Origin of the sequence: Crossiella cryophila (genome assembly GCF_014204915.1) — a bacterium.
Lineage (GTDB): Bacteria > Actinomycetota > Actinomycetes > Mycobacteriales > Pseudonocardiaceae > Crossiella > Crossiella cryophila.
The window spans coordinates 7,539,807-7,553,374 of the sequence record NZ_JACHMH010000001.1; the positions used below are offsets into that span (position 1 = coordinate 7,539,807).

Annotated in this window: 13 protein-coding genes; 4 read left to right on the forward strand and 9 right to left on the reverse strand. The window is 71.4% G+C overall.

The features are described 5' to 3' along the window. Positions 1 to 3: 3 nt before the first annotated feature. Together HNR67_RS32265 and HNR67_RS32270 are read left to right on the forward strand one after the other, a co-directional pair. Complete coding sequence (locus tag HNR67_RS32265) at positions 4 to 846, forward strand: fumarylacetoacetate hydrolase family protein (RefSeq protein WP_312988494.1); 843 nt, start codon at positions 4 to 6, stop codon at positions 844 to 846. A 9-nt stretch (positions 847 to 855) separates the two neighbouring features. Beyond that, positions 856 to 1,611 carry an SDR family NAD(P)-dependent oxidoreductase gene (locus tag HNR67_RS32270; RefSeq protein WP_185005971.1) on the forward strand — a complete coding sequence of 252 codons (756 nt, stop codon included), beginning with the start codon at positions 856 to 858 and terminating at the stop codon, positions 1,609 to 1,611. A 390-nt stretch (positions 1,612 to 2,001) separates the two neighbouring features. Here HNR67_RS32270 and HNR67_RS32275 read toward each other — a convergent pair whose 3' ends face one another. From HNR67_RS32275 to HNR67_RS46460, 4 genes are all read right to left on the reverse strand, one after another. Then, a complete protein-coding gene (locus HNR67_RS32275) occupies positions 2,002 to 2,628 on the reverse strand; it encodes an FMN-dependent NADH-azoreductase (protein ID WP_185005973.1) in 627 nt (208 codons plus the stop codon). A 93-nt stretch (positions 2,629 to 2,721) separates the two neighbouring features. Then, complete coding sequence (locus HNR67_RS32280; protein WP_185005975.1) at positions 2,722 to 3,336, reverse strand: TetR/AcrR family transcriptional regulator; 615 nt, start codon at positions 3,334 to 3,336, stop codon at positions 2,722 to 2,724. Positions 3,337 to 3,380: 44 nt separating this feature from the next. Next, on the reverse strand, positions 3,381 to 3,713 hold the full coding sequence (locus HNR67_RS32285; protein WP_185005977.1) for a rhodanese-like domain-containing protein: 333 nt from the start codon (positions 3,711 to 3,713) through the stop codon (positions 3,381 to 3,383). Between the two features lie 81 nt (positions 3,714 to 3,794). Next, on the reverse strand, positions 3,795 to 4,391 hold the full coding sequence (locus tag HNR67_RS46460; RefSeq protein ID WP_185005979.1) for a helix-turn-helix transcriptional regulator: 597 nt from the start codon (positions 4,389 to 4,391) through the stop codon (positions 3,795 to 3,797). 127 nt (positions 4,392 to 4,518) lie between these two features. On the opposite strand from HNR67_RS46460, the gene HNR67_RS32295 reads away from it, so the two are divergent. Then, positions 4,519 to 7,323: an AfsR/SARP family transcriptional regulator gene (locus HNR67_RS32295; protein WP_185005982.1), complete on the forward strand. Its 2,805-nt coding sequence runs from the start codon at positions 4,519 to 4,521 to the stop codon at positions 7,321 to 7,323. Between the two features lie 966 nt (positions 7,324 to 8,289). Here HNR67_RS32295 and HNR67_RS45170 read toward each other — a convergent pair. Both HNR67_RS45170 and HNR67_RS32305 read right to left on the reverse strand, forming a co-directional pair. Further along, positions 8,290 to 9,042 carry an alpha/beta fold hydrolase gene (locus tag HNR67_RS45170; protein ID WP_246492644.1) on the reverse strand — a complete coding sequence of 251 codons (753 nt, stop codon included), beginning with the start codon at positions 9,040 to 9,042 and terminating at the stop codon, positions 8,290 to 8,292. An 87-nt stretch (positions 9,043 to 9,129) separates the two neighbouring features. Beyond that, the gene (locus HNR67_RS32305) at positions 9,130 to 10,212 is read right to left on the reverse strand and encodes a serine hydrolase domain-containing protein (protein WP_185005983.1); all 1,083 of its coding nucleotides are present in this window, start codon (positions 10,210 to 10,212) and stop codon (positions 9,130 to 9,132) included. A 152-nt stretch (positions 10,213 to 10,364) separates the two neighbouring features. Between HNR67_RS32305 and HNR67_RS32310 the strand changes: the two genes are divergently transcribed. Then, positions 10,365 to 10,823 carry a GNAT family N-acetyltransferase gene (locus tag HNR67_RS32310; protein WP_185005985.1) on the forward strand — a complete coding sequence of 153 codons (459 nt, stop codon included), beginning with the start codon at positions 10,365 to 10,367 and terminating at the stop codon, positions 10,821 to 10,823. On the opposite strand, the gene HNR67_RS32315 is transcribed toward HNR67_RS32310, so the two are convergent. Genes HNR67_RS32315 through HNR67_RS32325 form a run of 3 tightly spaced genes read right to left on the reverse strand, consistent with a single transcriptional unit; the run spans position 10,801 to position 13,564 of the window. After that, positions 10,801 to 11,691, reverse strand: coding sequence for a DUF4380 domain-containing protein (locus HNR67_RS32315; RefSeq protein WP_185005987.1), 891 nt, complete (start codon positions 11,689 to 11,691; stop codon positions 10,801 to 10,803). The genes HNR67_RS32310 and HNR67_RS32315 overlap by 23 nt on opposite strands. Continuing rightward, positions 11,685 to 12,833: a galactonate dehydratase gene (gene dgoD, locus HNR67_RS32320; protein WP_185005989.1), complete on the reverse strand. Its 1,149-nt coding sequence runs from the start codon at positions 12,831 to 12,833 to the stop codon at positions 11,685 to 11,687. Before dgoD ends, HNR67_RS32315 begins: the two co-directional genes overlap by 7 nt. A gap of 11 nt (positions 12,834 to 12,844) precedes the next feature. Further along, positions 12,845 to 13,564: an SDR family NAD(P)-dependent oxidoreductase gene (locus tag HNR67_RS32325; protein ID WP_185005991.1), complete on the reverse strand. Its 720-nt coding sequence runs from the start codon at positions 13,562 to 13,564 to the stop codon at positions 12,845 to 12,847. Between the last annotated feature and the right edge of the window lie 4 nt (positions 13,565 to 13,568).

Below are 13,568 nucleotides of genomic sequence, written 5' to 3' on the forward strand. Positions count from 1 at the left end.
AGCGTGGAGTACCGTCGCATCCTGCTCGACGGCGTGGTCACCGAGGTGCACCGGATGGGCGACCGCCTGGTGTCCAGGGACGGTCGCGCGATCAGCGTCAGCGAGGCCGCGCACCTGGCCCCGGTGCAGCCGACCAAAATCATCGCGGTGCACCTCAACTACCGCAGCCGGGTCGAGGAGTTCGGCACCCGATTGCCGGACGCGCCAACGTATTTCCACAAGCCGGTGTCCGCGCTCAACGCGCACGGCGGCGATGTGGTGCGGCCGGCGGGTTGCAAGTTCCTCAACTACGAGGGCGAGATCGCGGTGGTGATCGGCCGCACCTGCCGCAACATCGCGCCTGCCGACGCCGGGCACTACATCGCCGGGTACACCGTGGCCAATGACTACGGTCTGCACGACTTCCGGGACACCGACGCCGGATCCATGTTGCGGGTCAAGGGATCCGACACCCTGGCCCCGATCGGCCCCGGCGTGGTGCCGGACTGGGACTTCCACGGCAAGCGGATCCGCACCCTGGTCAACGACGAGGTGGTGCAGGACGGCAATACCGACGAGATGCGGTGGGACATGCACTACCTGGTCGCCGACATCGCCCGCACCATCACCCTGGTGCCCGGCGACGTGCTGCTGACCGGCACCCCGGCCAACTCCCGCCCGGTCGAACCGGGGGACGTGGTGGAGGTCGAGGTGGAGGGTCTCGGCGTGCTGCGCAACCGGATCGTCACCGGGCCGGAGCCGGTGCGCGCCGACGTGGGCGCGCAGCCGACCGAGTCCGAGGAGGTGCGCTCGACCGCGCTGGGCGGGGACTGGGAGTTCCGCGGCATTCGCCCGCCTGCGCGGTAGGTTGGCCTGATGTTGCTGGAACGCAAGCAGGCAGTCATCTACGGTGCCGCGGGCCAGATCGGCAGCGCGGTGGCCACCGAGTTCGCCCGCCAGGGCGCCACCGTGCACCTCACCGGCCGCACCCGGTCCCGGCTGGACGCGCTCGCGGCGACCATCCGTGCCGAGGGCGGCCACGCGGAGACCGCCGTGCTCGACGCGCTGGACGAGCCCGCGGTGGACGCGCACGCCGCCGAGGTCGCGGAGCGGTTCGGCAGCCTGGACATCTCCTTCAACCTGATCACCCACGGCGACGTGCAGGGCATCCCCCTCGAACAGATGTCCACAGTGGACTTCATGACGGTGGTGGACACCGCCGTACGCACCACCTTCATCACCGCCCGCGCCGCCGCCAGGCAGATGATCCGGCAACGCTCCGGCGTGATCCTCACCTTCGGCGGCAAGGGCGACCCGGTCCCCGGCTACCACCTGGGCGGGCTGCAGGTGGCCTTCGACGCGGTGGACTCGCTGCGCCGGGCGATGGCCAACGAGTGGGGAAAGCACGGCATCCGCGCGGTCACGCTGCTGACCTCGGGGGTCGTCGACTCCGTCCCGGCCGGCGATCCGGCGATGGCGGAGATCCTGCAGGGCATGGTGGACGGGACGATGCTCAAGCGGGCGGCCACCAGGGAGGATGTGGGGCGGGTGGCGGCGTTCGCGGCCTCGGAGCACGCGCGCACGATCACCGGGTCGCCGATCAACATCAGTTGCGGCGCGATCGTGGACTGAGCGGGATCGTGGCCCACACCGGAAAAGCAGGCGGCCACCACGGGTGACGGGCGGTGGGGTGGCCGCCCACAACCGCCACCCTAGTCCCGCCAAACCCACCCCCAGCCCCACCGCCACCGGCGCTGTCCGAACGTTCACCCACCCCTTCCCCAACGGCCCGTCCAAGCGGCCGTTGCCGGTCAGACTCCACCATCTGTCACCCGAACGGACTAAAGAAGGTCCGGCCCCGCCCGTCGACCTCCTCCAGGTCGGCGGACCGGGCCGGGGTTCGGGTGTCCCTAGGCGGACAGGGCCTCGAAAGGCACGGCCAGTTCGGGATCCACGCCGTACGGGTGGTCGCAGTCCTGTGGTTCCAGTGCGGGCATGGCTGTCTCCTGCGGTTCGGGGCGGTCAGAAGCGGGTGGCCAGGGACCTGGCCTGCTCGTGGGCGTGGGTGCGGGCCGGTTCGGCGCTGGCGGTCACCAGGTTGGGGCGGAAGGAGATCTCCTCGATGTCGGTGATGCCCGCCCAGCGCAGCCAGTCGGTCAGGTAGGGCTGCTGGAAGTCGGCGCCGAAGCGGTGGCTGCGGTCGGGTCCGTACACCGCGCTGGTGTAGATCACCGCGGCCTTCTTGCCGGTGAGCAGGCCGCGGTAGCCCTGCTCTGGGTCGAAGCCGAAGACCTTGCCCGGCTGGCTGATCACGTCGATGAACTGCTTGAGGACGTACGGGATGCCCGCGTTCCACATCGGCACGCTGAACAGGTAGCGGTCCGCGGCGTCGAAGCGTTCGAAGGTCCGTTCCGCCGCCTGCCAGGCCTGCGCGGCCGCACCGGTGGGCTGCTGCCCGGCGAAGATCGCCATCTTGGCCTCGGCGGCGGCCGGGCCGAACTCCGGCAGGGTGCCGTCCCACAGATCGAAGGTCTCTACCGATCGGTCGGGACGGGTGTCGCGGTAGGTCTCCAGGAAGGTCCTGGCGATGGCCAGTGACTCGGAGGCGGCGCCGCGGGGTGAGGCGGAGATGTGCAACAGGGTGCTCATGCGGTACTCCCCAGACAATTAAACGGACCGAAGTCCTCTTACCGTTCCCACGGTATCGGACTCCGGTCCGTTTAGCTTGGGTTGTGCTCGCCGTCACACCGTTCCGTCGAGCACCGCCCGTACCAGCCGCTCGCCACCGGCGAGCACCCGCTCCAGGTCGAACTCGGCCTTGGTCGCCTGGCGCAGGTCGGCGGCCAGTGGCGCGAGCAGGGCGTGCGCCAGGTAGCCGGCGTCCAGTCCGGGCCGGGCCTCGGTCAGCAGGATGACGACGTGCCGGTGCCAGAACCGGTAGGCGCCGACCCGGTAGCGCGCGCCCGGACTGGCGGTCTCGGACAGGTGCACCAGGTCCAGGTTGACCTCCAGGAACTCGGCGTAGGCGCGATGGAAGGCGAGCAGGCGATCACCCGCAGCCGCACCCGGACCCAGCGGCGGCGGGCCACTGATGATCGCCCCCTGGAGATCGCGTTCCCTGGCGTCCAGCAGAGCGGCCGCCATCCCGGCCTTGTCGCCGAAGCGACGGAACAGGGTGCCCTTGCCGACCTGGGCGGCCGCGGCGATCTGGTCCATGGACACGCCGTCGACGCCGTGCGTCTCGAACAACTCGGCCGCGGCCGCCAGGATCTTCAGCCGGTTCCGGGCGGCGTCGGCGCGCTCCTTCGGTGGGCTCTGGCCGATCTGCAGCAGTTCGGTTTCCGGTTGCTCTCCCATAGCAAGGGGACCTTAGTCCGAATCCCGGCCAGGGCACGGACGGCTCAGTCGCGCGCGCTCGTCACGGGCAGGCCGGCCAGCACCCAGTCCTGGATGCCCTCGCGGTACTTGCGCACGTTGGTGTAGCCCAGCGCGGTCAGCCGGTCGGCGACCTGGCCGCTGTTCGGGCAGGTCGGGCCGGTGCAGTAGGTGACGATCGCGGCGTCCCGGTCCGGCAACAGCCCGGCAGCCTTCGCCTCGACGTCGGCCAGTACCAGTTCGAGGGCGCCCGGCAGGTGCTGCTGGGCGTAGTACTCGCCGCCCAGGGTGTCCAACACGAGCACGGCCTGCTGCTCGATCGCGGTCTTCAGCTCGTCCCTGGTGATCAATGCGGTCATTGCTCTCTCCCTCAGTCATTCGGACCGTGGTCCGCTTGACTCCGAAGCTAACGGACCGTAGTCCGGTTTGGCAAGCCGGGGTCAGAGGGCGCCGTGCGCGTAGGCGTAGGCCACCGCGTGCGTGCGGTTGCGCAGGCCGAGCCGGGACAGCAGCTCGTGCACGTTGTTCTTCACCGTCCGATCCGAACACTGGAAGCGGGCCGCGATCTCACTGGTGCTGTGCCCCTCGGCGAGCAGCCGCAGCAGCCCGGCCTCGCGGTGGCTGAGTCCACCGGGCGCTGGCGTGTCCCGGTGCAGCCTGCGTACCTGCCCCAGCAATGCGCCGAGCAGGTCAGCGGGCGGTCGGCTGGGTCCGGAGCGCGCCCCGAGGACCATGCCCACCAGCATCTCCGGGTGTGCCTGGGCACGCGGCAGGAACGCCACCACCCCGCTGTCCACCGCGACCGGCAGGTGCGCCTCGCCCAGCTCCTCGGAGATCAGCACCACCGGGCAGCCGAGGCCGTGCAGCCAGGCCAGTTCCGGCCCGGTGACCTCGGGCAGCACCACCACGGCCACCTGCGCGACCTCGTGTTCACGCACCGGCCGCACCCGCAGCAACGGGCTGGTCCGCAACGCCGCGACCAGGCCGGCCCGGCTGAGCGGGTCCGCGGCGTGCGCCGCCACACAAATCGGTTCCACCTGACCTCCACCGCTGACTGATCAGGCAACCCTGCCGGGACACCCTGAACCCGGGCCTCAACTTTTTCTCAACGCGCTGAGCGGCCAGGATGCGCACCCAGACGATCTTCGGCGCACACTGTCCGCAATGGAGTCCTCGCTACGCGTGCAGCTGCTGGGACCGGTCCGCGCCTGGCGGTCCGGCCGCGAACTGGACCTCGGCTCGCCCCGTCAACGGTCCCTGTTCGCGCTGCTCGCGCTGCGCGCCGGACATCCGGTGCCGCGTCAGGACATCGTGGCCGCGCTGTGGGAGGAGAACCCGCCGGCCAAGGTCGCGGGCAGCGTGCACACCTACGTGTCCGGACTGCGCCGGGCGCTGACCGGACGGCAGCTGCCTGCGGCGACCGACGGCGGTTACCGGTTGCCCGGCAACGACATGGTGGTGGACGCGACCGTGTTCGGGGATCACTGTGCCACGGCCAAGATCCACCTGGGCCACGGTCGGCCGGTGGCCGCGGTGCGCTGCTGGGACGAAGCGCTCGCGTTGTGGTCGGGGGCGCCGCTGGCGGGGTTGCCGGGGCCGTTCGCACAGCATCAGCGGGTGCGGCTGACCGAGGCCAGGCTGACCGCGGTCTGCGACCGGGCGGCGGTGCTGGTGACCTTGCCCGGACGGGCCGCCTCCGCCGGTGGGCTGGCGGCGGAGTTGCTGGGGTGGGTGCAGGAACACCCGTTGCGGGAGGAGCTGCGGGAGGCGTTGATGCTGGCGCTGTGCCGGGCCGGACGGTCGGCGGAGGCGTTGCGGCAGTTCCACGAGCTGAGTCGGGCCCTGGACGCGGAGCTGGGTGTGCGGCCAGGGCCTCGGCTGCGGGCCCTGCACGAACGCATCCTGCGCGAGGATCCCGGACTGTCCGACCACGCCCCGGCGGTACGCGGCCGCGGCACGCCCGACCACGAACCCCTGCCACCGGCCAAGCCCGCCCAGCTACCGCACGATCTGTCCGAATTCATCGGCCGCACAACCGAACTGGCCACCCTGACCGGGCTGTTCACCGCCGCCCCGGCCCGCGGCCACCTCCCGCTCGCCCTGATCACCGGCGTCGCGGGGGTCGGCAAGACCAGCCTGGCCGTGCACGCCGCGCACCTGGTCGCACTGTCCTTTCCGGACGGTCAGCTGCACCTCGACCTGCGCGGCCACGACCCGGTCAACGCCCCCACCGATCCGGCCACCGCGCTGATCCACCTGCTGCGTGCCCTCGGCGTCGACCCCCGGCGCGTTCCGGACGACCTGGACGGCCGCGCCGCGTTGTTCCGCAGTGTCCTGGACGGTCGCCGGATGTTGCTGCTGCTGGACAACGCGCACAGCGCCGACCAGATCGGCCCGCTGTTGCCCGGCGGCACCGGGTCCGGTGTGCTGGTCACCAGTCGCAACCGGCTGCCCGGTCTGCTCGCCCGGCACGGCGCGGCCGAGGTCGAGCTGGCCCCACTAGCCGCCACGGAGTCCCGGAGCCTGCTGGCCGCCCTGCTCGGCATGGACCGGGTGACCGCGGAGCCTACGCCCGCCACCAGACTGACCGTCCTGTGTGGACATCTGCCGTTGGCGGTGCGGGTGGCGGCGGAGCGGGTGCTCACCCATCCGCATCGCACCCTGGCCGACCTGGTGGCCGAGCTGGATGCCGAGACCGACCGGCTGGACCTGTTGGATGGTCAGGACCACACCGGGGTACGCGCGGTGTTCTCCTGGTCCTACCGCACGTTGCCACCCGCGGCCGCCCGGCTGTTCCGGCTGCTCGGCCTGCACCCCGGCCCTGAGTTCGCCGCCGCGGCCGCCACCGCGCTGAACGGCTCGGATGCCGGCGCCGGACTGGATCTACTGACCGCCGCCCATCTGCTCGAACCACTCGGCCAGGGCCGCTACCGGCTGCACGACCTGGTGCGCCTGTACGCGGCCGAACTGGCCCAGCGGGTCCCGGCCGGGAAACCGGTGCGGCGACTGCTCGACTGGTACATGCACACCGCCGCGGCCGCGGCCAGGCACCTCGGCGTCCGGCACGCCGAACTGATGCTGCCACCGCCGGAACCCGGTTGCCTGCCAAGGTCTTTCGCCGACCGGGTGGACAGCGCGGCCTGGTTCGCCGCCGAGCACGAGAACCTGCTCGCGGCCACCCGGCTGGCCGCCGAATCCGGTCTGCACCGGCACGCCTGGCTGCTGCCAGCGGTGCTCATCGACCACCTGGTGGATCGGAAACCCTGGGCGACCTGGTTCCACGCCAACGAGATCGCCCTGGCCGCGGCCCAACGCTCGGGTGACCAGGACGGGCAACGCTGGACCCGGCTCAACCTGGCCATCGCGCACGTGCACCGCGCCGAGTACGACCAGGCCGCCGAGCTGCTGATCACCGCACTGGACACTGTGGACAGTCCGGATGAGGTGTGGTCGACCATCCAGCACACCCTCGGCGAGGCGTACTTCGGGCTGGGCCAACCGGAACGGGCCCTCGGCTACTACCTGCGCGCCGGGGCGGCCTACCGGGAACTGGGCCTGTCCGGGGAATGGCTGATGGCGACCAACAACTCGGCCAAGGCGCTGACCCGGCTCGGCGAGTACGAGGAAGCCCTGGCCCACCTGGGCACGGCGCTGACCGCGGTGGCCCGGATCGGCGATCACCACGCGCTCGGGCACACCCACTTCCACCTGGCCGAGGTGTACGAACTCACCGGCGAACTGTCCCTGGCCGAGGCGCACTACCGCCAGGCACTCACGGTGCGCGCCGAGGCCGGGGACCGGGTCGGCGAGGCCGAGTCCCTGCACCGGCTCGGCGGCCTGCTGCTGACCATGGGCGAACCGGACCGTGCCCGCACCGCCTGGCAACGGGCACTGTCCCTTGTGGACCGCTTCGAGCTGCCGCACGTGCAGCTGCTGCGCCAGGACCTCGCCGCGTTGGAGGGCCGATGACCATCGACGTGCACACCCACGTGATGCCGCCACTCACCCGCCGCGACACCTCCCCGCTCGCCCCGGCGGACGGGCCGTGGCTGGACGCGGACCGGGTCCGGCTCGGCGACCGGAACTGGCTGCATGCCTACCCGGAGCTGTGGGACCCGGCGACCCGACTGTCCGAAATGGACCGGACCGGGGTGACCGCCCAGGTGGTCACCCCGGTGGGCTGGCTGCACCTGGACACGCCGGATCCCGCCCGCGCCGGGGAATGGCATCGCACGGTCAACCAGCGGGTGCTCGAATTCTGTGCCAGCGCACCGGATCGCCTGCTCCCGCTGTGCCAGGTCCCGCTGAATGACCCGGAACTGGCCTGCGCGGTGCTCACCGAAGCCCGCCAGGCCGGAGCGCTCGGCGTGGTCCTGGACAACCGCCCGGCCGAGGGCGAGCACGACCGCGGCCACCTGCACGAGTTCCTGACCCACTGCGCGGAGCAGGACGCGTTCGTGCTGGTGCGATCCCGGATGCTGCTCGGCGAAGCACTCGAGCGCCGCTACCCGGCCGGCGCCGACCGACCGGTCGGGGCGCTGAACCTCACCGCCGCCGACCTTCTGCTCAGCGACCTGCTCGACCGGCTCCCTGCCTCCCTGCGGCTCTGCCTGACCAACGGCGGCGGCGCACTCACACCCCTGGTGGCCGCCCTGACCGGCCAGGACCACCTCGGCCCCGCACTCCGCGACCGGCTCACCGGCCTCCCGTGGCGGCACCGGCTGGACCGGGTGCACGTGGACTCGTTCGTGCTCGGCGACCGGGCGTTCGGGCAGGTGCTCGACCTGTTCGGCCCGCACCGGGTGGTGGTCGGCTCCAACTACCCGGCCCCGGTGCGCGACCGGCGGCCGGGTGAGCTGGTGCGCCGCCACCCGAGTCTGTCCACTGTGGACCAAATGGCGGTGTCGCACGGCAATGCCGAACGACTGTTGAAGCTCAGCCCAGGAAGTGGGTCAGCATCGGCAGCACCAGGTCGATCCGGCGCACCACCTCCATGTGCTTGGTCTGCGGCAGCACCGCCAGGTGCGCATTGGGCAGGTGCCGGTGGAACTCGACCGCGTGGTCCAGCCGGATGAAGTCGTTGTCGCCGATGATCAGCAGCGACTCGGCGGTGATCCGGCCGAGCTGCTCCGGCGTCCAGCCCGTCCAGCCGTGCACCACCACCTGGAGCTTGTTCAGGAACGCCTCGAAGTGGTCCGGATCGGGGGCGACCGATCGGTAGGCGGCGAGCATGTCGGCGAAGTCGGCCGCGGTGGGCAGCAGGTCGGAGGTCTGTGCCGGGTCGGTGATCTCCGGCTTGTAGCCGTCCGGGTGGAAGTGGGTGGCGGCCAGCGCGAGCTTGCCCACCCGGTCCGGATGGTCCAGGCCGACCTGGGCGGCGACCAGGCCGCCGAGGCTGTAACCGAACAGGTCTGCCTGGTCGACACCCAGGTGGTCCAGCACGCCGATCACGTCGGCGGCGAAGCTGGCGATGCTGCCCGGTTCCGCCCGGTCAGCGGTGTGGCCGTGCCCCTGCAGCTCGATCGCGATGACCTGGTGGCGCTGCGCGAGGGCGCCCACCAGCGGCCCGAAGGACAGGTCGATGGTGAGCGCCCCGCCGTGCAGCAGGACCAGCGGGCTCCCCGTGCCGTGGATCTCGTAGTACACGGCCAGGTCGGACAGCGGGGCGTAGCCAGTGGTGCCGGTCATGGTCCTTCTCCTTGTTCGACGCCTTCACCAGCATGGACGGGTTTCGGGCGACGAACTCATCGGACACGCGCTGTGAACCAGGTCACATCAGCAGTAGGCGGCGGTCAGCACGCCCTGGAGCGACGGCGTGGGGTTGGCCAGCTGCTGGTTGATGTTGAGCCCGATCACCTTGCCGCCGGTGGCGTCACTGGCCGCCCAGCTGTTGAAGCCGGGGATGGAACCGCCGTGGCCCCACACCGAGATCCCGCAACTGAGGTCGGTGCGCATCAGCCCGAGCCCGTAGCCGCCCTGGCGTCCGGTCATCGGCACCGCGGTGGTCATCTCCTTGAGCTGGGCCGCGGGCAGCAACCGACCGCTCAGTAGGGCGCGGAAGAACTTGCCGAGATCGTCCGCGGTGGAGATCATCTCGCCGGCCGAGTCGGCCATGGTCGGGCTGATCCTGGTGACCTCGACCCGGCGCTGGGGGTTCGCCGGGTCGGCGGTGTAGCCGCTGAGGTGCGGGCCGCTGATGGTGGTCTTGCGGTGCGGCAGTTCGGTGTCGCGCAGGCCCAGTGGCCGCAGGATCCGCTCGGTCACCGCCTGCCGCCAGTCCCGGCCGGTGGCCTTGGTGATCACCATGCCGGCCAGCAGGTAGCCGGTGTTGGAGTAGGACCAGCCCTGGCCGGGCGCGAAGGTCGGCTGGTCGTCGGCGATCAGCTTGAGCAGTTGATCCGGGGTGTACTCGGTGAGCACGGCGCCGGGGCTGAAGTCCAGGTGCGGCACGAAGTCCGGCAGTCCGGAGGTGTGTTGCAGCAGCTGCCGCAGGGTGATGTTCTCGCCGTTCTTGACCGCCCCCGGCAGCCACTTGGCGACCTTGTCGTCCAGGGACAGCTTGCCGTCGCCGACGAGTTGCAGCAGTGCGGTGGCCACGAACGGCTTGCTGACACTGCCGATCCGGAACCGGTCGGTGGCTCTCGGCGTGCGACCGCTGGCGATGTCGGCTTTGCCTGCCACGTAGCTCTGCCTGCCGGTGCGGCGGTCGTTGACCACGGTGAGCCCGCCGGGCGCGCCCGCGTCCAGGGCCGCCTGGAGGGCCTGCTGGACCTTGCCGGTGTCCGGTTGCGCGAGCGCGACGCCGCCGGAACCCATCAGCGCCACGGCGAGCACCGGGGCGATCAGTCTTCTGTACACGGGAAACCATCCTTCTCTCTCGGACCTCCCCCGTGTTCACCACATCAGTCCGGCCGGACGGCTCGCTTGTGCGATCGGCCAACATCCGGCGCGGCCACCGGGTCGATCGGACAACCCTTGCCAGCGCGGGCCCGGCGCGGTGGGATGGCGGCATGATCACCGTCGCGCCCTGCCCGCCGGACCGGGTCGAGTGGCTGGTCCGGCTGCTCACCGGCTACCACCTGGCCACCGAGGCGGAGAAGGGCGCGCCGGTGCCGGATCCGAGCGGGTTGCCCGAGCGCTACCGCCGGGAGGTGCTGGATCCGCTGGGCTCCTTCGCCGACAGCCTGGTGCTGCTGGCGTCCACTGTGGACGAGCCGGTCGGCTGTGTGGTGCTGACCGCGGACGGCGAACTGAAGCGGCTGTGGGTGGATCCGGACTGGCGGGGCAAGGGCGTGGCCCGGCAACTCACCGAGGCAGCGGTGCGGGCGGCCGGGAGCGCGGTGCGGTTGTCGGTGTGGGACTGGCGGACCGACGCGATCGGGCTGTACCGGCGGCTGGGTTTCCGCGAGGTCGAGTCCTGGGACGAGCGGGCCGGGATGGTGTGTTTCAGGCTGGATCCGCCACGCTGACCTCGATCCGCAACCCGGTGGACGCGCCAGGAGCCAGGGTGGTGAGCGGGCCGAGGATCTCGCATTCCACGATCTGATCCGGCGGGTTGAGGTTGCCCAGCGCGGCGATCGGTTCGGGCAGCGGGGATTCCAGCCAGACTTCCAGCGGCGAGCCGCCGTCCGGGTACTCGGCGGCACTGTCCACAGTGAACCGCTGGGTGAGCGAGCGGTGGCCGTGGTGGGTCACCCAGCCCGCGCTGCCGGGGAAGCCGAGTTTGCCCACGGTGGTCTGGCTGGGCACCACCACCAGGTCGCCGCGGATCTCGTGCTCGACCGGGTGGGTGGTGGTGATCAAGTTACGGACCCGTGGTTCCTGGCGGCCAGTAAGTCCGATGTGGACGGTGCCAGCGGGGAGCTGGGTGACGTTCCACAGTGCCCAGCGGACCGGGTGGTCGCCGGTGTTGGTGGCGGTGAGGTCGAGGCGGTAGCCGGGTTCGGTGCGGTGCAGGGTGAACCGGCGGGTCAGGCGCAGGCCGGTGTGCGGGTCGTCGCCGCTGGTCAGGGTGACGGCCAGGCCCTCGACGGCGGCGGTGTACGGGCCGGAGTCCAGCACCGGGTCGGGTGGGCCGGGCCATTCGTGCGCGCCGGACCAGCCCTGCGGGGCGGGCCAGGTCTTGTCGCCACCGTAGTTGACCCAGTCACCCATCTCCCCGAAGTTGGGCGCGAACCGGTGTCCGCCAACGGGTCGCAGCTCCTCGTCGAGCAGACTCGGATTGCGCCACAACACCTCGACACCTTCGTGCCGCAGCGACAGCAGGCGGCCACCCAGCGTGGGCAGGAAACCCAGCCGCAGCACGCCGTTGTCCAGCCAGATCGGGTCGGTCACCATTCGGCCAGGCTTCCGTCCTCGTGCCGCCACACCGGGTTGCGCCAGCTGTGACCGGTCTCGGCGGCGCGGCGGACCGCGGTCTCGTCGATCTCGATGCCCAGGCCGGGGCCGAGCGGGCGGCGGGCGTGGCCGTCCACGAAGTCGAACGGGGTGGTGTCCAGGAGGTAGTCCAGGAGTTCGCCGCCGGTGTTGTAGTGCAGGCGCAGGCTTTGTTCCTGGATGAGGAAGTTGGGGGTGGCGAAGGCGATCTGCAGGCTGGCGGCCAGCGCGATCGGGCCGAGCGGGCAGTGCGGGGCGATGCTGGCGCCGTAGATCTCGGCCAGCGCGCCGATCCGCCGTAGCTCGGAGATGCCGCCGGCGTGCGAGGGATCCGGTTGCAGCACCGCGACTCCGGCATCGAGGGCGGGTTTGACCTCCCAGCGCGAGTACAGCCGCTCCCCCACCGCCACCGGCACCGTACTGGCCTGCACCACCGAGGCCAGCGCGTTGCCTTGCAGCTCGGGGAGAACGGGCTCCTCGACGAACATCGGCTGCACCTCCTCCAGCATCCGCACCAGCCGCCGGGCCATCGCCGGACTGGTGCGGCCGTGGAAGTCGATGGCCAGATCCCCGTGCGGGCCAAGGGCTTCCCGTGCCTGGCGGGCGCGGTCGAGGGCGGCGTTGGCCTGGGCGGGGGTGTCGATCGCGGTGAGCGGCCCGGCCACGTTCATCTTCACCGCGGTGTACCCGGCCTCGACCTGCCGGGTGACCGCCTCGAAGATCCCGTCCGGCCGGTCGCCGCCGACCCAGGAGTACACCCGGACCCGATCGCGCACCGGCCCGCCGAGCAGCTCGTGCACCGGGCAGTTCCGCGCCTTGCCCGCGATGTCCCACAGCGCCTGGTCGTACCCGGACAGCGCACTGGAGAGCACCGGTCCGCCACGGTAGAAACCACTGCGCCGCAACACCTGCCAGTGATCCTCGATGCGCAGCGGGTCCTGGCCGAGCACCAGTTCGGACAGCTCGTGCACGGCCGCGCGCACGGTCTCCGCCCTGCCCTCCACCACCGGCTCGCCCCAGCCGACCAGTCCCTCATCGGTGCTGATCTTGAGGAACAGCCAGCGCGGCGCGACCAGGAAGGTCTCGATCCCGGTGATCTTCACTCAGTTCCCCCTCATGACGAATCCTTGGCCGCTGACCAGCCGCCGTCGACCACCAGCTCGGCCCCGGTGACGAAGCTGGCCGCCGGGGAGAGCAGGAAGTTGACCACCTCCGCCACCTCGGCCGGATCCCCAAGCCTGCGGGCCGGGGTGGCCCTGGCACTGCGTTCCCGGTCGGTCTGGCTGACCCGGTCCCAGGCCGCGGTGAGCACCGGGCCGGGCAGCACCGCGTTGACCCGGACCTCCGGCGCGTACTCCACCGCGAGCTGCCGGGCCAGCGACACCAGACCGCCCTTGCTGGCGGCGTAGCCGGGGTGGCCGGGGATGCCGAAGTGCGCGTGCACCGAGGACACCAGCACCATCGCGCCACGGCGTGGCATCAGCGTGGGCAGGCAGGCGTGCGCGGCCAGGTAGGCGCCGGTGAGGTTGACCTCCAGCTGCCGGGTCCACTCGGTCCGGCTCTGCTCGTGCAGTGGCCGCACGGTGACGGTGAAGGCGTTGCACACCAGCGCGTCCACCCCGCCGGCCAGGTCGTCGGCCAGTTCCAGCACCCGTCGCCAGGTGTCCTCGGCGGCCACGTCGCCGACCAGCGGGTGGGTGCCGTTGTCCATTGTGGACGCGACCAGGTCGACGCCGATGACCTGGTAGTCCGCTGCCGCCAGACGTCGGGCGGTCGCGGCGCCGATGCCCGCCGCCGCTCCGGTGACCACCGCGCACCGCGACCGTCCCGACATGGTT